Below are 22655 nucleotides of genomic sequence, written 5' to 3'. Positions count from 1 at the left end.
CTTGAACCACGCAACGGACCTGCTATTGATCGGCGGCACCCTGCTGCTGGCCCTGGCCGCGCACGGCATCGGCCAGCGCATTCATGTGCCCAGAGTCACCCTGCTGCTGTTGCTTGGCGCGCTTGCCGGACCGGATCTGCTGGATCTTCTGCCACCGGGCGCCGACGCCCACTTCGGATTCATTACCCAGTTAACCCTGGCCATGGTCGGCTTCCTGCTGGGTGAACGGATGGCGGTGAAGAACCTGGCCGAGGGGCGCGAGGCGGTGATCGTCAGCCTCGCCGTCACCCTTGTAACAGCGGCATTTGTTGCCGTCGCAGTCTGGCTGGTTACCCGGAATCTTGCCGCTGCCCTGCTGCTTGGTTCCATCGCAACGGCAACGGCGCCGGCGGCAACCCTAGACACGTTGAAGGAAGCGGGCGCCAACGGTCCGCTGACCCGTCTGGTCTTCCAGGTCGTCGCGATTGACGACGCCTGGGGCGCGATCCTGTTCAGTGTCACCCTGGTCGGCGCCCAACTGCTACTTGGAAATGGCGATACCGGGCTCTCGACCCTCGGGATCGGATTTCTGGATGTCGGAGGCGCGGTTTTGCTGGGGATGGTCCTGGGTCTGCCCATGGCCTGGCTCACCGGTCGACTGCGGCCCGGCGAGCCCATGTTGCTGGAGTCTGCCGGTTTTGTCTTCGTCGCCGCCGGATTTGCGTCGTTTCTTGGCCTCTCCTATCTGCTTACCTGTATGACCCTGGGCATCGTTGTCGCCAACCGGGCACGGCATCATGTTCGGCCATTCCGCTCGATTGAAGGCATCTCCGAACCCTTCCTGGCTCTTTTCTTTTTCATGGCCGGCTACCAGCTTGAATGGGCGATGCTGCCAACCCTTGGTGCGCTGGGCCTGGCCTATGTTGCCGCCCGGATTGCAGGCAGGCTGGCAGGCGGAAGGTTCGGCGGCTACCTGGCCGGGTCCGAACCCCATACCCGTAAACGGATCGGTGCCTGCCTGATGCCGCAGGCCGGCGTTGCCCTTGGCCTGGCACTTCTGGCCACAGAGCGGCTGCCGGAGCTGACTTACATTTTGCCTCTGGTGATTGGCGCCACGGTGATTTTCGAACTGGTGGGACCACCGCTCACGCTGATCCAGTTGCGGCGTGCCGGCGAAACCGGCAAAGGCTACCAGGACGAACCGGACGAAGACTGACCCTGGCGCTGGCCACAAAAAAGCCGGAGAACCCGTCAGGGTTGTCCGGCTTTTCCTGCACCCAGAGCCTTGCCCGGGATGCGTTACCGCTGACTTACTTTACAGATGCACGGGCATCTTCAAGGATCTTGTTCAGCGTGGCACTGGGCTGCATCACTTCGCAGACCTTTTCCATCGGCGGGTGGTAGTAACCACCGATATCCGCGGGGTGACCCTGGACCACGGTCATTTCCTCCAGGATCTTGTCCTTGTTCTCCTCCAACTGTTTCGACAGCTTGGCGAAGAATTCCTTCAGTTCCTTATCGCTGTCCTGGTTGGCCAGCTCTTCCGCCCAGTAGCGGGCCAGGTGGAAGTGGGAGCCCCGGTTGTCCAGCTCGCCAGTGACGCGGGACGGCGACTGGTTGTTTTCCAGCAGACGCTCGGTGGCCTTGTCCAGGGTCTGCCCCAGCAGGCGCGCCCGCTCGTTGTCCTGTTTCTCACCCAGTTCGTCCAGAGACACCGCGGTGGCCAGGAATTCACCCAGGGAATCCCAACGCAGGTGGTTTTCCTGAATCAGCTGCTGCACATGTTTGGGCGCGGAACCGCCGGCACCAGTCTCGTACAGGCCGCCGCCGTTGAGCAGCGGAACGATGGACAGCATCTTGGCGCTGGTGCCCAGCTCCAGGATCGGGAACAGGTCGGTGAGGTAGTCACGCAGAACGTTACCGGTCACGGAAATGGTGTCCAGACCGCGGATCAGACGCTCCATGGTCCAGCGGATGGCGCGAACCGGCGACATGATGCGGATATCCAGGCCTTCGGTGTCGTGATCCTTCAGATAGGTGTTCACCTTCTTGATCAGCTGCGCATCGTGGGCACGCTCGTCGTCGAGCCAGAACACCGCAGGCATGCCAGTGGCACGGGCGCGATTGACCGCCAGCTTGACCCAGTCACGGATCGGCAGGTCTTTCGTCTGGCAGGCGCGCCAGATGTCGCCTTGCTCTACGTTATGCTCGGTCAGCACAGTACCGTCTTCGGCAACGATGCGAACAACACCGTCTTCCTTGATTTCAAAGGTCTTGTCGTGGGAGCCGTATTCCTCGGCTTTCTGCGCCATCAGACCAACGTTCGGCACGGTACCCATGGTGGTGGGATCGAAGGCGCCGTGGGTCTTACAGAAGTTGATCACTTCCTGGTAGATGGTGGCGTAGGTGGACTCCGGCATAACTGCCTTGGTGTCCTTGAGCTTGTTGTCCCGGGCCCACATTTTGCCGGAGTTACGGATCATGGCCGGCATGGACGCATCAACGATAACGTCACTGGGGACGTGCAGGTTGGTGATGCCCTTGACCGAATCCACCATGGCGATTTCCGGACGATGCTCGTAGCAGGCGTGCAGGTCTTCCTGGATCTGCTCCTGCTTGGATTCCGGCAGCTGCTTGATCTTCTCGACCACGCTGGACAGGCCGTTGTTCGGGTTCACGCCGATCTCGTCGAACAGGTCGCCGTACTTGTCGAACAGGTCCTTGTAGAAAACCTTTACCGCGTGACCGAATACGATCGGGTGGGAGATTTTCATCATGGTAGCTTTGACGTGCAGGGAGAACATGACACCGGTGTTCTCGCAATCTGCAATAGCGTCCTCGAAGAACTTCACCAGCGCCTTCTTGCTCATGAACATGCCGTCCAGCACTTCGCCTTCCTGCAGCGGCAGGTCGGACTTCAGAACCGTCTGCTTGCCCTGTTTGTTCTCGAACACGATGTTGGCTTTAGTGGCCTTGTCGAGAGTTACAGACTGCTCACTGGAGTAGAAATCGCCACCGCGCATATGGGCCACGTGGGTACGCGACGCAGGGCTCCATTCGCCCATGGTGTGCGGGTATTTTCGGGCAAAGGCTTTTACCGCGGCCGGCGCACGACGGTCGGAGTTGCCCTCACGCAGTACCGGGTTTACGGCACTGCCCAGTACCTTCGCGTAGCGGGACTGGATTTCTTTCTCTTCGTCGGTCTTGGGATGCTCGAGGTACTCGGGCACCTTGTAACCCTGCTCGTTCAACTCCTTGATGGCGGCACGGAGCTGGGGAATGGACGCAGAAATGTTCGGCAGCTTGATGATGTTGGCGTCCGGGTCCTTGGTGTATTCACCCAGTTCAGCCAGCGCATCCGGAACCCGCTGATCTTCTTCAAGATAATCCGGGAAGTTCGCCAGAATACGCGCCGCGAGAGAGATGTCGCTGGTTTCGAATTCAATACCAGCCGGCTTGGCATAGGTTTCCAGGATGGGAAGAAGCGACCGTGTTGCGAGGGCTGGGGCCTCGTCGGTCAGTGTGTAGACAATCTTGGCTTTATATGATGTCATTTTCGTCCTCAGGCTAATGGGTGGGTTCAGGACGGTCATGGCGGGGTCAGGCGTCTTTTGAACGTCCGACCTGGGCAATGACTGATTAGGAACTTTTGATAGACCTACTAAGATACCATTTTTTCGTTAATTTTGGTTACGATCTTAGTATAAGAACGGACTAAAAATGCCTAATCTTCGGTTACAAGACGATGAAATGGCGGGAATTTACGAAACTTTCTAACATTGCTTCGGAGTGGACGCAGGGCGGGTAAAGCCTCCCAAAACACGCTCCTTGCGGCACATCCCTGTGGCGCTTGGGCTCCGCCATCCATGGCTCCGCACAGTTTTGGGAGGCTTTACCCGCCCCGCTATTCAAGCTTTTCAGTTGGGTTCCGAAAGACGAGTTTGGCCCGCCTTCGGTGGTTGATTGTCAACAAAATAAGCCTCAAACCGACAGTAGGTCGGATTAGCCAGCGGCGTAATCCGACAACCACCCTCAGATTTCAGACCTTCAATCGGGCAACAACCCAACCTCAGCCAACCGCTCCCGAATATGATCCAGCGCCTCGGGATTCCCCAGGGCGTCCCGGTTGTCGGCCTTTTTCGAGCCGTTGATCAACCGGGCCACCGCCAGCTCCACCTTTTTGCCACTGCGGGTGTACGGAATGTCGTTCACCTGCACGATGTGCTTGGGCACGTGGCGTGGGCTGGCGCCTTCGCGGATTCGGCTCTTTAGCTGTTTCAGCAGGTCGTCGGTGATTTCCTGGCCATCGGCCGGAACCACCAGCAGAACCACTTCCACGTCGCCGTCGATCTGGCGGCCAACTACGAGGCTGTCTTTGACCTCCGCGACGGTTTCCACCTGGCGGTAGATTTCTGCGGTGCCGATGCGGACGCCGCCCGGGTTCAGGGTGGCGTCGGAGCGGCCGTAAATGATGGCGCCGCCGTGTTCGGAGAATTCGATGAAATCACCGTGCGCCCAGACGCCGGGGAAGGTGTTGAAGTAGGCATCCTTGTAACGCTCACCATCCGGGTCCTGCCAGAAGCTGACCGGCATGGACGGCAGCGGCTGTCGGCAGACCAGTTCGCCCCGGCCTTCGCTGACCGGCTGGCCGTCGTCACCATAGGCGACAGCATCGACCCCGAGGAAGCGGCACTGGATTTCGCCGCGACGCACGGGCAACAGCGGCGTTGAGCCTAAGAAGCAGCCACAGATGTCAGTGCCACCGGCGATGGAACCGAGCAGGGCGCCTGGGGCGCCGTCGGTGTAGATCCAGTCGTAGTCTTCCGGCAGAAGCGGGGAGCCGGTGGAAAACACCACTCGCAGGTTGCTCTGGTCCAGGGTTTTTGCGGGCTGAAGTTCGCCTTTGCGGCAGCCGGCGATGAATCTCGCGCTGGTGCCGAAGTGGGTGACTTTTTCCTCCGCCACGGTGTCCCACAAGAAGTTAAGGCTCGGGTAACCCGGGGAGCCATCTACGGTGATCACGGCTGCGCCGGTCATAAGGGCGGAGGCCTGCCAGTTCCACATCATCCAGCCGCAGGTGGTGAAGTACAGGAACCGGTCTTCGGGACCCACGTCGCCATGGAGCATCAGCTCCTTGGCATGATTGACCAGTAGGCCGGCATTGCCGTGAACGATGCACTTGGGCTTACCGGTGGTGCCGGAGGAATACAGGATATAGACCGGGTGGTCCGGAGGCAGCGGCGTAAACGAGGGAGCGTTTCCTGTGCCATAGGCCAGTACGTCTTCCCATGTCGTCACCAGATCTCCGGCAATCGGCGCCTCGTCGGGCAATTGCTGGACACTGACAACCGATTTGAGCGTGGGCAGCCCGGCAATCAGCTCTGCGAAATCCTGCTGACGGGCGAATACCTTGCCGCCATAGCCGTAGCCATTCACCACGATCAGCGCTGAAGGCTCGATCTGCCCAAAGCGGTCGAGAATGGCCCCGATGCCAAAATCGGGGGACGCGGAACTCCAGATGGCACCCATGCTTGTCGCAGCCAGCATACCAACAAGGGCTTCGTAGCCATTGGTCACAACGCCGGCCACCCGATCGCCCTGCCGAATCCCCTTGTCACGGAGAAAGGCTTCCAGCGCGCCTGCATCTGACTTGATCTGGGCGTAGGTGCGACGTAGCACGGGGCGGGTTTCGCAATAAGCTACCACCGCTTCCCGATCCGCGTGTTCGCCGTCCGCCAGCCGAAGCAAATTGGCGGCAAAGTTCAGCTTCATGCCCGGGAACCACTCGGCGCCCGGCATATCGCGCTTGCCCAGTACTCTCTTTGCCGGGGTATCGCAGACCAGGCCGCAGTAGTCCCAGACCTTCTGCCAGAAAGTCTCCAGCTCCTTTACGGACCACTGGTGCAAGGCATGATAGTCGGCAAAGGGACCAAAGCCCTGCTGCTCCAGCCAGGCCTTGAACTGGCCCATGCGGGAATTGGCCAGGGTGTCTTCCGACGGAGACCAGACTACGGGTGATTGTTCTTCATTGCTCATCCATATCTCCTGAATGTTACTGCATATGCCAGCCATGGCTGACCACGATAGACTGGCCAGTCAGGGCGGCAGAGGGGAATGCGGCCAGATGAACGGCCAGCTCTGCCACGTCTTCCAGGGTGGTGAACTCCCCGTCCACAGTGTTCTTGAGCATCACTTTACTGATCACTTCCTCTTCGGAAATGCCCAGCTCCTTGGCCTGCTCCGGGATCTGCTTGTCCACAAGGGGCGTGCGCACGAATCCGGGACAGATAATATTGCTTCGCACCCCGTGTTCCGCGCCCTCCTTCGCCACTGCTCGGCACAGCCCCAACATGCCGTGTTTGGCGGCAACGTAGGGTGCTTTCAGGGGCGAGGCCTCCAGAGAATGCACCGACCCCATATAGAGCATGGTGCCCCCGCCGCTCTCATACATGTGCTTGAGTGCCGCGCGAGTCACCAGGAAGGCGCCATCGAGATGCACATTCATGACTTTGCTCCAGTCGGAATAGGCAAGTTTGTGCACCGGGTCGATGTGCTGGATGCCGGCATTCGCGATAGCGATATCCAGGCCACCCCATTGTTTAACCACAGTGTTGACGTTTACGTCAACTGCATCTTCATCAGTCACATCCATTTCAAGGGCAATCGCAGTGCCGCCAGCCTGCTCGATGGCCGCCACAGTATCCTGTGCCGCCTCCATGGTAAGGTCAGCCACCGCAACCTTGGCGCCTTCGCGGCCATAGGCTTCGGCAATGGCCCGGCCGATGCCGCGACCGGCACCGGTAATCAGGGCAATCCGGTTTTCCAGACGCATTGATATTTTCTCCTTAATCGTAAGCCACGCTGGGCAGCCAGGTTGCGATTTCCGGCACCACAAACACGATGGCCAGAGCTACCAGCTGAATAATGATGAACGGAATAACGCCGCGATAAATATCGGTAACTGCGATCTCCGGCGGCGCCACGCCCTTGATGTAGAACAGCGCAAATCCGACCGGCGGTGTCAGGAACGATGTCTGCAGACACATGGCAAACAGGATGGTGAACCACACCAGATCAAAACCGAGACTTTGGACAACCGGCGCCACCAGGGGCAGGATGATCAGGGTGATCTCGACCCAGTCCAGGAAGAAGCCCAACAGGAAAACGCCAAGCAAAATGGTGAGGACCACGCCATAAGGCCCGAAGGGCAGACCCAGCAGGGCGTCTTCAATCACTTGATCGCCACCCAGTCCGCGCAGGACAACAGAGAACGCGGTTGCGCCCAGGAAAATGGCGAAAATGAACGCAGCCGTCCGGGTGGTCTGCTGCATGGAGGAGTTCAGAACCTTCAGGTTCAGTCGGCCAGACATCAATGCCAACAACAGGGCACCCAGAGCACCCACACCAGACGCCTCGGTCGGTGTTGCCACACCGGCGAAGATGGAGCCCAGCACGCCGAGAATCAGGGCCGCCGTTGGCACCACTGCCTTGGCCACTTCCCAGACGATGGCCCAGCTCACTTTCTCCGTGCCTGCCGGCACCGGCGCGATGTTCGGCTGCAGCATGGGACGGAGGATGGCGTAGGCCACGTACATGGCACCCAGCATCAAACCGGGAAAGAACGCGCCCATGAACAGGTCACCCACCGAGGCCTCGGGAACCGCCAGGCGGTCAGCCATCAAGACCAGCATAATGGAAGGCGGGATCAGGATACCCAGGGTACCGGTGGCACAGGCGGTACCCACGGCAAACCCTTTGTCGTACTTGTTCTCCATCATGACCGGCAGGGACAGCATCCCCAGGAGTACAACGGACGCACCAATGATGCCGGTGGTCGCGGCCAGCAGAACGCCGATCACGATTACCGTGACGGCATAGCCGCCGCGAACGGCGCCAAACAGCTTGACCATGCTGTTCATCAGCCGCTCGGCCACACCAGACTGGTCAAGCATGATGCCCATGAAGATAAACATGGGCAGGGCGACAAGGGTTTCGCTGCTGACCACCTTCCATATTCGTTCAGGGACAAGGCCCATTGAAGACTGGTAATCAAACCAGAGATTGGCACCAAAATTTTCAACGGCGACGACACCGACGACGGTCCAGATAACCGCGGTGCCACCCAATACCCACGCGACCGGATAACCGGTCATCAACAGCGCCCCGAAGGTGAGGAACATGCCGATTACAAAAAGGGTTTCAAGCTCCATCAGGACGCATCCTCTTTCTTGTTCTCACCGGATTCGACCCGGATTGGCTTTGGAAAGCCGAAAAGCAAAGCGGTAACTTTCAGCAGACGGGACAGGCCCGCAACGATCAGAAGCGCAAAAGACAGCGCCAGGATGCCCTTGAGAATCCAGCGGTAGGGAAGCCCCGCGGGTGCCTGACTGGTCTCGCCCTGTTCCCAGGAGCTCACCGCGTAGGGAATCATTTCGTACACCGCCAGAACCAGAAAAGGTAACAACAGGAATACCAGGCCAAACAGTTCAATCCAGGCCTGGCCTTTAAGCGACAGGCGTTCATGGATGACGTCGACCCTGACATGATCATCGGTCACCAGGGTGTAACCCAACCCCAACAACCAGCCCGCGCCAGCCAGGTGCCATTGCACTTCTTCCAGGGTGACCGAGCCCATGCCGAAGGCATAGCGCCCCACCACCGCGTAGATAATCACACCGGTGACCACGATCCAGAGCCAGGAAGCGCTCTTACCAATTGCGGAAATGACCCCGTCCAGGATCCGGCTGAACCGGGTAGTCGGGAACTCGGTGTGATGATGAATAAATTGACCGGCGTCCGACGCCGACGCATGCACCTCGGGCGGTGAGCCTTTATCAGACACTGTCATACAACAGTTCCTCGTTCACAAAGCCTGCCATGAAACAAGGATGGCCCCGCAGGGCCATCCAGACTAGATACGTGAACACCGGACTTGCATCCGGTGCTCTGGGTCAGCCCCGAACCTTACAGGTCCGCCGGTACATAAGCGCGGGTATCCCACACCTTGTAGGTTTCCATGAATTCCTGCTGGCTTTCATAGACACGCTTGAAGTCAGCATCCTTGGCGGCTTCTTCCTCAAGCACTTCCTGGGTTACATCTTTCAGCTTGAGAAGAACGTCGCGGGGAATCTGGTCAGCTTGAACACCCTTATCCTGGAACTCAGCCAGAACCTTGCCGTTCTTGTACTCGCCCTCAGCCAGACCACGGGTTGTGGCCGCGGTGCAGGAAGCCTCAACCAGAGCCTTCTGCGCCTCGGTGGCACGATCCCACTCGTCCTGGTTGATCAGCATGTACTGAGCAGTGAACTGCTGGTGCCAGCCCGGGAAGAGGTTGTACTTGACCACCTGATTGAAGCCCAGAATCTGGTCGATGGCGGGCATGGAGAACTCGGTGGCATCGATGGTGCCTTTCTCCAGCGCCTGGTAAAGCTCACCGCCTGGCATCATGGTGACGGAAGCGCCCAGCTTTTCGAGGACCTTGCCACCCAGACCCGCAAAGCGGATCTTCAGACCCTGGTAGTCTTCCAGTGATTCAATCGGCTCGGCGTACCAACCGGCTGTTTCGGGCCCGATGATGCCGCACAGCTGGGCATGCACGTTGAAGCCCTTGTTGGCGTAGGTTTCCTGCAGCATTTCATGACCACCGCCGTAGTAGTACCAGCCGATATAGGCCCAGGGCTTCATACCGAAGGGAACTGCCGCAAACAGGGGAATCGCGGGCACTTTGCCCTGGTCGTAACCGATCCAGGTGTAGCCAGCCGAAACCTTGCCGTCAGATACGGACTGCAGGATGTCGAACGGAGGAACCAGCTTGCCGGGCTCGTAAACACGGACCTGGATGCTGCCGTCTGAGGCGGTAGTGAGGTTGTCTGCAACCCAGGCAGCGGGAGAACCGAGGCCCGGAAGGTTGGTAGCGAAGGCTACGGGCATTTTCCAGCGCAGATCGTCAGCAAACGCAGAGCCCGTGGTGAGAGCGATCGCACCGGCCACACCGGTGAGAGCCTTGAGAAGTTTCATTGGCAAGTCTCCTAGCATTGTTATTGTATCTGGCCTGGCGCGGATAGCCGGGGCCTGATCTGAGTATAGTCAGAAAACGCAGGAACAGACGGACAGGGTAAGTCTTGGGGGTCCAACAGTTAGCGTCAGCCTTGTTCTCTGCATTGTTCTGACGTCCTGCGTAACGGATTTAGCAGACACCGTGCCAGATTATATTTATTCAGATAATTCAAAAGGTTAAAAGCTGAAGAGAAAATCGAAACAAAACGAAATGTCCGGATATCCAGACAGTCTTAGACATCAGTCGTAGGTAGTTGTACGGACTGCCAGACAGCCGTCCGGAATTCAGGACAGCTTCGCCAGCTTTTCGTAAAGGACGGATCTGGAGATGCCCAGCAGCTTGGCAGCACGGGTGCGATTGCCGCGGCTCGCCACGAGGGCTTCTTCGATGGCCTGGGCCTCGGCCTCGGCCAGGGTCCGGGATAGAGGCCTGACAGGTTGTGGAGCCAGCGAAGAAACCGGGCGCGTTCCTCCACGGGGCAGGACCTTGAAAATGGCGTCGGCATCCAGCAGTCCGCCCTCTTCACCCATGGTCATTGCCCGCTCCAGAACATTGCGCAGCTCCCGGATATTGCCTGGCCAGTCGTAACTGCCCAGAGCCGAGACGCCGGCGTCAGTAATTTCGCCGCGCAACTCCAGTCCTTCGCAGATCTCTTCAAGTAGTGCCTCGCAGAGCACACCGAGATCCGCCAGACGATCCCGTAACGGAGGAATGGGAATTTCCAGAACATTCAGACGGTAGTAGAGATCCGAGCGGAAGGTGCCCTCGGCAATCATGACCTCGAGGTTTCGACTGGTGGCGGCAATAACCCGCACATCCACCGACACCACCTTGTTGGAGCCGAGGGGCTCGATCTCGCCTTCCTGTAAGGCACGCAGGAGCTTGGCCTGCAGGGGCAGCGGCATGTCGCCAACTTCATCCAGGAACAGCGTGCCGCCGTTGGCCAGCTGAAACTTGCCATCCCGGGTTCGGCGATCGGCGCCGGTGTAGGCGCCAGGAGCCACGCCGAAGAATTCTGCCTCCAGCAGGTTGTCCGGAATCGCAGCAACATTCACACCCACGAACGGCTTCTCTGCACGACCCGAGACGGTGTGAATCGCCTGGGCAAGCACTTCTTTACCGGTGCCGGTTTCTCCCAGCAGCAGAACCGGCATATCGCGGCCGGCCGCCAACCGCGCCCTGCGCTTGACCTCCAACGCTGCCGGACTGGCCCCGACAAAATCGCCAAGACTGTAACGGGTGCCCCGGGATTTCCTGGCCAGTGCCTTGCGGGCCGCTGCCAGATCCTGGTGCAGTCGCCGGTACTTGGAAACCAGCGGTGTCAGGGGTTGCAGATCGTCGTACAGCACAAACGCAACGGCACCGACAATCTGGCCCCCATCGTCAAAATAAGGCAGCCGTGTCACCACCAGTTGTTGCTGGTTATGTTCCATGATGTCCAGCAGCAGGGGTTTACCAGACTCAACCACCTCGGGCATTCGGGTATGGGGGATCAGCTGGCGCACCGGTTTGCCAATCACTGTGGACGGATCCCCAAGACCCAGAAGATGGGAATAACTGCTGTTGATCCAGGTGATGCGGGCACTCCGGTCGACAGCGATCGCTCCGGCACTGGCTTCCTCAAACATCGGGAACAGGGCTTCGATCAGGTCCCGGGTCAGTCCACTCTTGTTCTTGTCGGAAAACAGCTCTGTCATGTACCGCGCACCAACGGGTCGAATGTCATTCATGGTATTAACCCTGGCACCCGGCAGGCCGGGTGCAGTCACGGAAGTATATGGGGCCCCCGGATCGGGGGCAAACGAAGCCGGCCCGATACCGGGCCGGCCACTGGCTGCTTTATTCCGGAATCCGGACCTGGTCATCTTCAAAGACAATCTGGTCTGCGGGATCCGGCGCGGGATTGATCGCCGGCAGGTTGGCCTCTGCCAGCGGTGTCGTAATATTGCCCCGGGGCACGGTCCGAACCACCTGGCTTGGCGGTAACGCCTGCTTCTCGGTCAGATTGGCCCAGACCAGATCCAGCGCCTGGAAGTAGTAGTGGTGCAGCGGGACATAACGGTCAGCAACGCCCGGGAAACCATTGAGCACATCCAGGTGATGGGCGTTGAGGATTTCGTAATACCGAAGGTTGCTTTTCTTCCCCTCTACCCGCTGGTTCAGGCCGAAATAGGGTCTGGACGTGTGGTTAATTGGCAGAATCGCATCGGCGCGACCGGTCACGAAAACCGTCGGCTTGCCCTGCAGATCGCCCGAGGCACGAACTTCGGCAATACCGCCGGCAATGTCCGTTGCCAGCTCGGCGTCGGAGCCCTGCAAATCAGCGCCGCTGATGGCGTCGCTGCCCTGGGCAAGGCTACGAAGACACAACAGCGCATCCAGGCCGTAGTCCAACTGGTTCGTGCTGGGAGACGCACTGGCAGGCAGATTGGTGGGCTGGCCGTCGGCAACGTCGTAGACGATGTTCACCCCGGCCGACGGCGGAATGCCATTGCTGGCCGAAAACAGGGCCGCCTCTGCAGTGGGCGCCAGCTGGGTCACCGCTCCGGCGGAATCGGTGGCCGCCAGGCTGAGGTCACAGACCCGATCCTCGACACCGGCCCGGCCATAGGCATTGGCATAGGTCATGGAAATACTCGGAGCCACCGCCAGGCCAAAGTGCACGGGCGCCAGCAGATTCTGCTCTGGCTGAATACCGAACTCTTCGTTGAGGATACGCAGGGCGTCGGTGGCCCGGTCATCCAGGGTGGCGCCGCTTACCAGCCCCTTGTTGGCAAGCGAGTTACAGATATTCTCGCCGATCTGTGGGGGATTGAAGGTGGCGTTCAATGGCGCATCGTCCCGGATCGCCGGCGCCTGATTGGCACAGCCCTGATAAACGGCAAGGGCCGTGGTGTAATCCAGCAGGCTCCGGCTGTGCTCTGTAATGACCGGGCCGTCGCCCTGGCGAATAGTGAAACTGCGGTCCACTTCCGGATTCACGTTGGGTTCGGACACCGCCACGCCGTCAATCAGTCCGCGAGTGTCCTGCTCGGCCGCACGAACGGAAGAACCACCTCCATTGGAGACGCTGGAGGCAATCACCACGGTATTTTTGGGATTGATGGTCAACAGCGTTTCGCCATTGCCCAGTTCCCGACCAAACTTCTCGTTCAGCACGTAAAACCCGAATTCAATAGACTGCAACACATGCAGCCCCCAATCGGCTTCCGGGTTGGCTTTGGAGTGTGCGTGCTTGTAGGCAAACCGGTCCGGCCAGACGCTGTCGAAATCTGCGCGCTGCTCATCCGTAAGATCAGCCCGGAACTGCACTGGCTCATCGGCAGAGGTCAGCGTGCCATCAATGCGTTGGGCGGTGTTGGTGGCCAGGTTATGGGAGCCAGTGCCGGTACCCTTATCGGTGTAGACAACGGCACATCCCTTTTTCAGTCCCCATTCGCCGGCCGTACCTATAGCGCCATAGATGCCACGGGAGCCGGACGACGGCGCCGTCACCATGCAGGGACGATCGGGATCAAAGCTATCAGGCACCTGGGCCATGACCGTCACCGGCACGTCGGTACCCGGAACCGCCATGTAGGCGATGAATTCGTCGCCCGGAATGAGTCCTTCACCGCTGGCGCCCACCTGGGGGCCAAAGAAGGTGCCATACCCTCCGCCGGGCGCGGTATCCACCAATGCGCGGTAGTTGTTATAGATCGCCAACCGGCGGAGTTCCGTTGCGGTCGGGTTCAGAGGATCCGCGAATGCCGGCGCGGGCGTACTGGCCAGACCGCTGGCACCGAGGCCGGCGGTCAACAGGTCATCATTTATCCCGTCATAACTGGTCTGGGTTATGTCGCCCTGGATAAAATCAGGGATCTTGTTGAAGGGAGGGTTATCCTTGCAGGCAGTGAGGGTCATCCCCGTGGCGCCGATGAGGGCGCAGAGCATTATTCGTTTCATGATCGTTCCTTGTTTGTTGTTGTAAACGAACAGACCAGGCCTCAAGCCAGGCCCCGGGAACGCCATGCGGATCCTGTGCCAATCAGCTATCCTTCTGATTTATATACCTTTAATCCATCTTTCGGATGTGCTTCGAACAATTGTTCCGGATTTCCGGACAGTCTCTTGCCAATCGATGAGCATGAAAGACTGTGAGAGCGCACTCTGAGCAGATTGTCCTGAAAACCGGACGCTGTATGGAATGTCGGACAATGGGGTCTGGGTCGGCTCAGTCGCCAGACCAACATCCACCATCATTGCCGCTTCGTAAATCAGACAGACGCTTTCAGGCGCTTTATAGAGGAGATGCCATTGTCCGTCTACCAGACACGACTGAGACGTGGTGGGATATTCGGGTTGATCGGGAGTCTGCTGATCCTCGCAGGCTGCGCGACCCATCACAATGAGTCAACCACCGCCAGCCTCCCGGATGAAGGACCCTTCCGGGTAGAACAGGATTTGCGGTTCTCTCCCGATGGTTGGCCAGAAGCCCTGTTCGCCGACCTCTACCTCCCGACCGGGCAGGCCTCAGAGGCCCGCCACCCCGTTGTTCTGATGGTCCACGGTGGTGGCTGGCAACGCCGATCCCGGGAAGACATGGCCTGGATCGCGGAGGAAGTGGCCAGCCACGGCTTTGCAGTGCTGAACATCGACTACCGGTTTGCCCCGGCACACACCTTCCCGGCCCAGCTCTATGATCTGCAACTGGCCCGACAGTGGCTGAACCGGCACGCCGACGAGTATCAACTGGACGCAGGTCGGGTAAGCGGCTTTGGCTTTTCCTCCGGCGCCCATCTGATTGCGCTCCTTGCCCTGGTGGCGAGCTCCGACAGCGACCTGAACCAGCCCCACGGCGGGCCGGAAACCCGATTGCATGCGGTCGTCACAGGGGGCCTGCCTTCCGACCTGATGGCCTTTGGTTCGGGCAAGCTGATCCGGCAATTCCTGGGTGGCGAGCAGCAGGACATACCGGAAATCTATCGCAAAGCATCACCAATCAGCCATGTGACCGCCGACTCACCGCCTTTTTTCCTGTTTCACGGTGCCATGGATATGCTGGTGCCATTCGACCAGGCAAAGCGATTTCAGGAAGCGCTTGAGGATCATCAGGTTTACAGCGAACTGTATGAAATGCACCTGCGGGGGCACGTCACCAGCTTTTTGACCGCAGGCGAAGCGGTGGACGCAGCGATCGGGTTCCTCGTTGGTCCGCAAGCCCGCCAGCAAGAGGGCTAAGACCCTGTCCGCTACCCGATCCGGATGAACGGAAGCAAACTCAGGCCCATGATCACCAGGATGGCAATGCAGGCGGCGAGGGTCCGGACTGGCCGCTGCCTGAGCATGAACCAAAAATCGCCGGATTCGCCCCGGGCCAGGTGCTCCTCGTAGGCCTGCCGCTGGGTTTCGTAGCGTTGCCGCTGATACTCATCCAGCAGTGCCCGGGCCCTTGCTGCCTCATCGTCATCATGAACCCAGAAACCGCCCATGCTGATGCCCCAGCGGCTGGGTGGTGTCTCGTAGTAGGCCACCTCGTGGGCATCGAACAGAGCCCGGATTTCATCGGCCTCGTCATCGGGTACATGGCGCAGGTTCATCAGATGGTGGGGCATGGACTCTCGTTGTCTGGTATCGGGTGCGGGTATCCCTATATCCTAGCACTAAAGCCCGACCGGGCCCGACTGCCCGAATTCGACACCGGAACTCTGAATGACCGACAGCTCCCTTCGATTACTGCTGGAGTTTGAAAACCAGGCGCAACGGGACAGATCACAGCCCCCCACCTTCCTGCATCGCCGCGACCGCAAGTTCGCACTGATGTGCGAAGAGCAGGGCGTGGCCCCGGACGCTGCCCGTTGGCTGGCCCACCTGAACCGGCTCAGTGGACCCGGAACAACCCAGACATCCGCCGACCCGATTCTGCGGTCCTGGCGCCGGATTGCCACAGGTTTTGCGGCCGTGGGGCTGATCGCCGGCGCACTGACCATGGCCGGACTGCTGTTCTACGACGGCGGCCAGCGCATCAACATCACGGTGTTTCTGGCCTTCGTTTTACTGCATCTGGTCCTTGCCCTGTTTACCACCGTGCAGTCCCTGGCCGGATGGCAGCCCTGGCGTTGGCTGTTACAGCGTTTCGGGGTCAACCCTGGCCATGGGGAATTCAACAGACTCCAGCCACTGCTGATGGCCAGGGCCGCTCACCTGGGCGGCATCGCGTTCGCCAGTGCCGGGCTGATCACCCTGCTGGCCATGGTGGTGGTCCAGGATCTTGCCTTTGGCTGGAGCACGACCCTGGATACCGCTGCGGCGAGCTACCACGAACTGGTGAGCGCGGTCGCAACGCCCTGGGCCTGGCTCTGGCCGGCGGCCGCCCCGGATCTCAGCCTGGTCGAGGCAACGCGTTTCTTCCGGGCCGGAGAACCTGCGACAAATCCGGACCCGGCCCTCTGGGGCCAGTGGTGGCCCTTTGTCACCATGCTCTGGACAACCTGGATTCTGCTACCACGTTTGCTTCTCTGGGGATTCGCCCTCACCCAGACCCGACAAAAGGCCCGTCGGCTGCTCGCCAGTCACCCGGCCATGCATGCCCTAATGTACCGTCTGGAAACGCCTGCCCTGGACACCGGAAACAGCCACCATGATGCCGACGACCTGCCGGATACGAACGCTCGAAGCGATTGCCTGCCACTGCCGGACAGCGACATCCTGCTTTGCTGGGCTGGCGCCGGCGAGCCGGAATTGCCAGAGGGGCTTCGTTCAGGCAAACAGTTTGTACTTCATGCCGGCGGCACCGCGAGCCTCTCGGACGATGATCAGGCCATGCAGTCGATCGCTGTGCATCTGAGAGCGCGCCCAAAACCCGTTATCCTGCTGGTGCGCAGCTGGCAGCCCCCCACGGGTGAACTGGCGGACTTTCTGGAGAGTGCCCGCGGCATCTGGCCCGACGGATCCAGGGTCGCTCTGGTACCCCTGGCCCCGGATAGCAGCCAGGAGCCTGATGCCCATCAGATACAGCCCTGGCTCCGATTTGCCGAACGGGTTGGCAGCGATTTCGTTCAGGTGTCGCTACCGCCCCTCCAGATGCGAGATCCCTATTCAGCACTCGGGGAGCATTTATGACAAAGGCACCTACGTTTGCCGTCGTTGGGCACCCGAACAAAGGCAAATCCAGCGTGGTTGCCACCCTGTCCCAGAATGATGCCATCGCCATTGCCCTGGAGCCCGGCACCACCCGCAAGCGCCAGGCCTACCCCCTGAAAGTGGATGGGCAAATCCTTTACACCCTGGTAGACACCCCCGGTTTCCAGCGCCCGCGGCGGGTACTGGAGTGGCTGGAAGCCCACAGTGTCTCCGCGTCAGACCACGCCGACACGGTCAAAGCCTTTGTCACTCAACATCAGGGGGATGGCCGTTTCACCGATGAATGCGAGCTTCTGACGCCCCTGATCGAGGGCGCCGGAATCATTTACGTGGTGGACGGCTCGGTACCTTACAGCGCCGAACACGAGGCGGAAATGACCATCCTGCGCTGGACCGGCCGGCCCAGCCTGGCATTGATCAACAGCATCGGAGCCGACGATTACAGTGACACCTGGCAGTCAGCACTGGGCCAATTCTTCCAGGTTGTTCGCCGCTTCGACGCCGTTCGCGCTCCTTTCGAGCAACATCTCGGCCTTTTACGCGCATTCGGACAACTGGAGCCAGACTGGGAAGCGCCTCTGGAGCAGGCCACGCATTTTCTGTCTGCCCAGCGCCAACAGCGCCGCCAACAAGCCGCTGCACTGATCGCCAGGGCACTCGAGGACATGATGTCGTTCCAGGAAAAACGCACCCTGACCGCTGGCCAGGCGGCCGGGACCAGTGACGATTCACTGGCAGACCAGCTGCGCCGGAACTGGTACCGCCATCAGCGGAAGCGGGAGCAGACGCTGCGTGTGGATATCGAACACCTGTATCAGCACCAGCGCATCCGCCGTCAGGAAGCCGAACTGGAATGGCACAGTGAGCACGACCTGTTCTCGGAAGACAGCCGCAAAGCCTGGGCCGTCAGCAAACGCTACCTGGCCACCGCCGGCTTCGGCGCCGGTGCCGTCAGCGGTGCCGGGATCGACGCACTGACCTTCGGCTCCTCCCTCGGAACCGGCGCTCTGGTAGGCGGACTCATCGGTGCCGCCGGGAGTTATTTCTACGGTGATCGGCTGGCCCTGCCGGCGCTGAACATCGGGGTACTTCGGGACGGTTTGAAAACAGCTACCTTTGGCCCTGTACAGGACAGTCAGTTCGGCTATGTTGTATTAGGAAGGGCAGTGGATCACTGGTGGCACATCTCCCACCGCAATCACGCTGGCCGCGACCTGTTGGACCTCGAGCCGGCAGACCATCACTGGCTCGAACGCCTGGAAAAATCGAGCCGGCAACAGATTCAGAAAGCCTTCGATAAAAGCCGGAAACGGCGCCCTCTGGATGAACATCAGCGGGAAAAATTCGCCAACTCGATCGAACAGGCCATGGCTGTTTACGACGATTGGCGGTTGAACCGCAACTGAAAACGATGTTTATACTTAAAGGCTATTCCATCACAAAATGAGGAATGCGAATGAAAATCGTACGAGTGCAAGACATCATCGGTACCGAGCGCGAAGTACACGGCCCCGGCTGGACCAGTCGCCGCATGCTGCTCAAGAAAGACGGCATGGGCTTCTCCTTCCACGAGACCATTATCCCGGCAGGCGCCGAACTGAACCTCTGGTACAAACACCACCTGGAAGCGGTCTACTGCGTCGCCGGTAACGGCAAAATTCTGGACAAAGCCACTGGTGAAACTCACGAGATCACCGACGGCACGCTCTACGCACTCGACAAGCATGACCAGCACACCCTGTACGGTGGCACCGAGGACATGCGCCTGATCTGTGCCTTCAACCCGCCGGTAACCGGCCGTGAAGTCCACGACGAAGACGGCGCCTACCTGCCAGATACCGGCGAAGACTGATTCGTTTTGAGCGTGGCTGAACCCCAGGCCGCGACCACACCGCCACCGCCAGCCAGGCTGCTGCCGGTGGCGGTGTTGCTTTGGCTGGCCGGAGTTTACCTGCGCATACCCGTACTGGTTGCACCGCCCCTGGCGCCGTTCATTGGTGATGAACTGGCATTAACCCAGGCCCTCACCGGCGCCCTGACCACCCTGCCCATCCTGATGCTGGCCATAGGCTCCATGCCCGGCTCACTGGCCATTGCCCGGATTGGCCCCCGCAATACCCTGGCTCTGGCCATGGTGATCATGGTGATCGGCTCCGCCGGGCGCGGCCTGATGCCCGACACCCTGACCCTGATGATTGCCAGTGCAGTCATGGGTATCGGCGTCTCCATGATGCAACCGTCACTGCCGGCACTGCTGCCCCGATGGCTGGAACCCCACCACCTCGCGTTAGGCTCGGCGATCTACATGAACGGCATGCTGATGGGGGAGTTCATCGGTGCCGGCATCACGCTGCCTGTGCTCATGCCCCTGCTGGATAACAGCTGGCGCGCCACCCTATTGGCCTGGTCACTCCCGGGGCTGCTGATTGCTGCGGCCCTGTTCCTACCCAAACGGGACCGGGCCAAACCGGTGCGAAAAGTGGCCTGGCTACCGGACTGGCATAACCCCTTGACCCTGAGAATCGGTCTTCTGCTCGGCCTCTCCGGCTCATTGTTTTTTGGCCTCAACGCGTACATGGGCAACCTTCTGCAGCATCAGGGCCAGTTCGACAAACTGCCGGACGCCCTGTTCTGGTACAACCTTGCTCAGGTCTTCGCTTCCCTGATCATGCTGAAAATGGCGCGCTACTGGGTCGGCCGTCGTGGCGTCATCGCCACACTGGCCAGCATCAGCCTGCTCGGCGCCATTGGCGCGGTCATGCTCAACGGCTGGTGGTCCATCGTCAGTGCCACCCTCATGAGCTTGGTCGCCGGCATGCTCCTGATCCTGCTTGTCGCGATACCTCCGCTGGTGGTCTCCGCCGCCGAAACTGGCCGCCTCTCCGCCGGCACCTTTCTGGTCGGTTACACCGTCGCTTTTTGCGTGCCCATGCTTGGCGGTGTCGTCGCCGACTGGACAGGCGATGCCCGCCACGCCCTGATGCTGATGATCACCTACGGCCTGCTGGTATTGCCCCTAGCCTTTACCCTGAATCTGGAACGAAAAAAGGACCAGCCCGAAAGCTGATCCTTCTCTGAATACCAATTTTCCCTTCGCGGACTCCCCGTATCCAGCCGGAACGGCCGTGGGGCGGGGGTGTCCTTTCCGCCGGGAAAAAATGTCTGAGCAAAGCGAGTTGTTTTTCCCAGAGGAAAGGACACCCCCGCCCCGCGGCCAGACTCCGAACTAATACATGGTCAGATGTAATAGTCCTTCAACGGAGGAAACCCATTAAACTCAATGGCGCTATACGTCGTGGTATAAGCACCGGTAGACAACCAATACATCCGATCCCCAATCGCCAGATTCAACGGCAACGGATACTTGTGGTGCTCGTACATGATATCGGCACTGTCACACGTCGGCCCGGCAATCACACAGTCCTCGCCTTCGCCCACCTTCTCGGTCCAGATCGGAAACTTGATCGCCTCATCCAGCGTCTCGATCAGGCCTGAAAACTTGCCCACATCGGTAAACACCCAGCGGTGCAGGGCAGTGCGGGATTTCCGGGAAATCAGCACCACCTCACTCACCAGCACACCGGCATTGGAAATCAGTGAACGGCCCGGCTCGATGATGATCTCCGGCAGCTCCGCGCCAAAATCCTCGTGCAGGAACCGGGCAATCTCCTCCGCGTACACCTTCAGCTCGTTGGTGCGGGTGATGTAATTGGCCGGGAAACCGCCACCCATGTTGATCATCTTCAGCTCGATGCCGTCCTCTTCCTTCAGGCGCTCGAAAATCACCTTCACCTTGTTCAGGGCCGCGTCCCAGGCGCCGATTTCCCGCTGCTGGGAACCCACGTGGAACGACACACCGTAAGGTACCAGGCCCAGGTCACGGGCCAGGATCAACAGATCCATGGCCATGTCAGTCTGGCAGCCGAACTTGCGGGACAGCGGCCAGTCGGCGGTCAGGGTGCCTTCGGTCAGGATGCGCACGTACACCTTCGAGCCGGGGGCCGCCTTAGCGATGTTGCGAAGGTCTGCTTCCGAGTCTGTGGCGAACATCCGAACACCCTTCTCGTAGAAGGTGCGAATGTCCTTCGCCTTCTTGATGGTATTGCCGTAGCTGATCCGCTCACCGGTCACGCCCAGGGCCATCACCTTGTCCAGCTCATACACCGATGCGATATCGAAACAGGCACCTTTATCACGCAGCATGGTCAGTATCTGCGGCGCCGGATTGGCTTTCACCGCGTAGTAGACCTTGGCGTAGGGAAAACCCTCGATGAGCTCGTCGTACTGACGATCAATCGTTGCGGTATCAATCACCACAAACGGGGTTTCCTTGCCGTCGGCAAAGTCCTTGATGCGCTTGAAAGTCTCAGCTTCGTAGTAATCGGCGATGTTAGCGTTAGCGGCTTCGGTCATGGGTGGTGTGTCCCTCCACAGGGCAAACAGACATAAAAAAAGGCGCCACAGCAAGGCTGCAGCACCCATAAGATGGCGCGATCATCGGGCTTTTTTTCAGGCCCGGATATGAGCATATCTACCCATAAGTAATGAACGACGTCAGCACCGCCAATGGCATGAAATCTCGCGGGAAAACCCTCAGACGGCCACTGGCCAGAGTGGCGTCGGCTCTGTGGGCCCATCCGGGTCTTCCGGCGCAGTCTGCTTCCTAAGATAGCCCAGTATCGCCTCCTGCAATTCGGTACCCTGACCGAGACCCTGATTGCCAAAAAGCCGGTTGAATTCCAGCACGTAGGGATAGCCTTCCACCAGGGCAATATCAAAACCGGCGTGATCAACACCCAATTCCCGGGCAAGTCTTAACGCCAGATCGGTCATTACCTCGGGTACCGGACTCGTATCGATGCGGCCGCCGCGAGCGACGTTATTGTAGAAGCCCTGATCAGCCTGAGTTCGCCAATAGGCCGTCAGCACCCGATCACCAACCACCACAACACGGGCATCGCGGTCGAGAGGCAGGTATTCCTGGGCATACAGAACATCAGTGCACTCGCAATAGCGCCGCCAATCCTCACGGGTTTCGATCAGCCAAACCCCCTCGCCCATACTGGCCTTCGGCAGCTTCGCCACGAACGGATGGGACATGGTGTCCCAGATCATGTCCCGTTCCAACGGGCCATTCGCCTCGACCATCGTCCAGGGTGTGTGCTCCGGGGCCACCGCCTGAAACGCCCGGGTCATCTCGACCTTGTCATGGCCGATGCGGTAGCTTGCAACACTCGGAAATACCCGGCATTTGAGTCCATGAACCAGGGCGTTCAGCTGCCAGTATTCGGGGAACAGGACCCAATCAGCCTCCCGCAACAATTCTTTATGGCGCAGAAACTGGTCCGGCTTCAGAACGGTGGTGTTGGGAAAGCCCAGGGTCCGGAAAATATCGAAGGAAACAAGGTGCATGGATACTGCGCACTCAAGGATTGAATTGCGCGTATTTTATACAGGGATACACTTCAGGCAAGCGGTATTTTCCCGGCGGGGCATC

17 protein-coding genes are annotated in these 22655 nt (G+C 59.6%); 6 read left to right on the top strand and 11 right to left on the bottom strand.

The features are described from left to right. Window position 1: 1 nt before the first annotated feature. Window positions 2–1195 carry a cation:proton antiporter gene (locus GJU83_RS09660; RefSeq protein WP_153634188.1) on the top strand — a complete coding sequence of 398 codons (1194 nt, stop codon included), beginning with the start codon at window positions 2–4 and terminating at the stop codon, window positions 1193–1195. Between the two features lie 94 nt (window positions 1196–1289). Here the strand turns inward: GJU83_RS09660 and GJU83_RS09655 are convergent, their stop codons facing one another. The 8 genes from GJU83_RS09655 to GJU83_RS09620 form a co-directional block, all read right to left on the bottom strand. Next, window positions 1290–3533 carry an NADP-dependent isocitrate dehydrogenase gene (locus GJU83_RS09655; RefSeq protein ID WP_153634187.1) on the bottom strand — a complete coding sequence of 748 codons (2244 nt, stop codon included), beginning with the start codon at window positions 3531–3533 and terminating at the stop codon, window positions 1290–1292. Between the two features lie 493 nt (window positions 3534–4026). Beyond that, window positions 4027–6015: an acetoacetate--CoA ligase gene (locus tag GJU83_RS09650; RefSeq protein ID WP_153634186.1), complete on the bottom strand. Its 1989-nt coding sequence runs from the start codon at window positions 6013–6015 to the stop codon at window positions 4027–4029. Between the two features lie 16 nt (window positions 6016–6031). Beyond that, window positions 6032–6811: a 3-hydroxybutyrate dehydrogenase gene (locus tag GJU83_RS09645; RefSeq protein ID WP_153634185.1), complete on the bottom strand. Its 780-nt coding sequence runs from the start codon at window positions 6809–6811 to the stop codon at window positions 6032–6034. Window positions 6812–6824: 13 nt separating this feature from the next. Then, complete coding sequence (locus GJU83_RS09640; protein WP_069182485.1) at window positions 6825–8189, bottom strand: TRAP transporter large permease; 1365 nt, start codon at window positions 8187–8189, stop codon at window positions 6825–6827. Then, entirely contained in the window at window positions 8189–8827 is a 639-nt protein-coding gene (locus GJU83_RS09635; protein WP_153634184.1) for a TRAP transporter small permease subunit, read from the bottom strand. Before GJU83_RS09635 ends, GJU83_RS09640 begins: the two co-directional genes overlap by 1 nt. 116 nt (window positions 8828–8943) lie before the next feature. Further along, a complete protein-coding gene (locus GJU83_RS09630) occupies window positions 8944–9996 on the bottom strand; it encodes a TRAP transporter substrate-binding protein (RefSeq protein WP_069182483.1) in 1053 nt (350 codons plus the stop codon). 324 nt (window positions 9997–10320) lie between these two features. After that, window positions 10321–11733 carry a sigma-54 interaction domain-containing protein gene (locus GJU83_RS09625; protein ID WP_153634431.1) on the bottom strand — a complete coding sequence of 471 codons (1413 nt, stop codon included), beginning with the start codon at window positions 11731–11733 and terminating at the stop codon, window positions 10321–10323. Window positions 11734–11875: 142 nt separating this feature from the next. Next, window positions 11876–13981, bottom strand: coding sequence for a 3-hydroxybutyrate oligomer hydrolase family protein (locus GJU83_RS09620; RefSeq protein WP_167516392.1), 2106 nt, complete (start codon window positions 13979–13981; stop codon window positions 11876–11878). Window positions 13982–14332: 351 nt separating this feature from the next. Between GJU83_RS09620 and GJU83_RS09615 the strand changes: the two genes are divergently transcribed. Continuing rightward, window positions 14333–15256, top strand: coding sequence for an alpha/beta hydrolase (locus GJU83_RS09615; RefSeq protein ID WP_228715164.1), 924 nt, complete (start codon window positions 14333–14335; stop codon window positions 15254–15256). Window positions 15257–15267: 11 nt separating this feature from the next. Here the strand turns inward: GJU83_RS09615 and GJU83_RS09610 are convergent, their stop codons facing one another. Then, entirely contained in the window at window positions 15268–15630 is a 363-nt protein-coding gene (locus GJU83_RS09610) for a DUF6164 family protein (RefSeq protein WP_153634181.1), read from the bottom strand. Window positions 15631–15727: 97 nt separating this feature from the next. Between GJU83_RS09610 and GJU83_RS09605 the strand changes: the two genes are divergently transcribed. The 4 genes from GJU83_RS09605 to GJU83_RS09590 are packed head-to-tail and all read left to right on the top strand — an operon-like array spanning window position 15728 to window position 20225. Continuing rightward, window positions 15728–17137 carry a DUF2868 domain-containing protein gene (locus tag GJU83_RS09605; RefSeq protein WP_153634180.1) on the top strand — a complete coding sequence of 470 codons (1410 nt, stop codon included), beginning with the start codon at window positions 15728–15730 and terminating at the stop codon, window positions 17135–17137. Continuing rightward, on the top strand, window positions 17134–18564 hold the full coding sequence (locus tag GJU83_RS09600; protein ID WP_153634179.1) for a GTPase/DUF3482 domain-containing protein: 1431 nt from the start codon (window positions 17134–17136) through the stop codon (window positions 18562–18564). Before GJU83_RS09605 ends, GJU83_RS09600 begins: the two co-directional genes overlap by 4 nt. Before the next feature lie 50 nt (window positions 18565–18614). Next, window positions 18615–19010, top strand: coding sequence for an ectoine synthase (locus tag GJU83_RS09595; RefSeq protein ID WP_069182478.1), 396 nt, complete (start codon window positions 18615–18617; stop codon window positions 19008–19010). Between the two features lie 12 nt (window positions 19011–19022). Then, window positions 19023–20225 (top strand): MFS transporter, encoded by a 1203-nt coding sequence (locus GJU83_RS09590; protein ID WP_136630970.1) that lies wholly within the window; start codon window positions 19023–19025, stop codon window positions 20223–20225. A gap of 170 nt (window positions 20226–20395) precedes the next feature. Here the strand turns inward: GJU83_RS09590 and GJU83_RS09585 are convergent, their stop codons facing one another. Next, a complete protein-coding gene (locus GJU83_RS09585) occupies window positions 20396–21571 on the bottom strand; it encodes a type III PLP-dependent enzyme (protein WP_069182477.1) in 1176 nt (391 codons plus the stop codon). A 180-nt stretch (window positions 21572–21751) separates the two neighbouring features. After that, complete coding sequence (locus GJU83_RS09580) at window positions 21752–22570, bottom strand: ATP-grasp domain-containing protein (RefSeq protein ID WP_153634178.1); 819 nt, start codon at window positions 22568–22570, stop codon at window positions 21752–21754. Window positions 22571–22655 lie beyond the last annotated feature (85 nt).

This window comes from Marinobacter salsuginis, assembly GCF_009617755.1.
In the GTDB taxonomy this organism is placed as follows: domain Bacteria; phylum Pseudomonadota; class Gammaproteobacteria; order Pseudomonadales; family Oleiphilaceae; genus Marinobacter; species Marinobacter salsuginis.
The sequence above is the reverse complement of the archived record's forward strand: the minus strand, read 5'-3'. Positions and strand labels throughout refer to the sequence as shown.

Coding starts and splice junctions, on each gene's coding strand:
- GJU83_RS09580 (WP_153634178.1), bottom strand. CDS start 22,570: ATGCACCTTGTTTCCTTCGATATTTTCCGGACCCTGGGCTTTCCCAAC.
- GJU83_RS09620 (WP_167516392.1), bottom strand. CDS start 13,981: ATGAAACGAATAATGCTCTGCGCCCTCATCGGCGCCACGGGGATGACC.
- GJU83_RS09605 (WP_153634180.1), top strand. CDS start 15,728: ATGACCGACAGCTCCCTTCGATTACTGCTGGAGTTTGAAAACCAGGCG.
- GJU83_RS09610 (WP_153634181.1), bottom strand. CDS start 15,630: ATGCCCCACCATCTGATGAACCTGCGCCATGTACCCGATGACGAGGCC.
- GJU83_RS09650 (WP_153634186.1), bottom strand. CDS start 6,015: ATGAGCAATGAAGAACAATCACCCGTAGTCTGGTCTCCGTCGGAAGAC.
- GJU83_RS09595 (WP_069182478.1), top strand. CDS start 18,615: ATGAAAATCGTACGAGTGCAAGACATCATCGGTACCGAGCGCGAAGTA.
- GJU83_RS09645 (WP_153634185.1), bottom strand. CDS start 6,811: ATGCGTCTGGAAAACCGGATTGCCCTGATTACCGGTGCCGGTCGCGGC.
- GJU83_RS09635 (WP_153634184.1), bottom strand. CDS start 8,827: ATGACAGTGTCTGATAAAGGCTCACCGCCCGAGGTGCATGCGTCGGCG.
- GJU83_RS09640 (WP_069182485.1), bottom strand. CDS start 8,189: ATGGAGCTTGAAACCCTTTTTGTAATCGGCATGTTCCTCACCTTCGGG.
- GJU83_RS09630 (WP_069182483.1), bottom strand. CDS start 9,996: ATGAAACTTCTCAAGGCTCTCACCGGTGTGGCCGGTGCGATCGCTCTC.
- GJU83_RS09585 (WP_069182477.1), bottom strand. CDS start 21,571: ATGACCGAAGCCGCTAACGCTAACATCGCCGATTACTACGAAGCTGAG.
- GJU83_RS09655 (WP_153634187.1), bottom strand. CDS start 3,533: ATGACATCATATAAAGCCAAGATTGTCTACACACTGACCGACGAGGCC.
- GJU83_RS09600 (WP_153634179.1), top strand. CDS start 17,134: ATGACAAAGGCACCTACGTTTGCCGTCGTTGGGCACCCGAACAAAGGC.
- GJU83_RS09625 (WP_153634431.1), bottom strand. CDS start 11,733: ATGACAGAGCTGTTTTCCGACAAGAACAAGAGTGGACTGACCCGGGAC.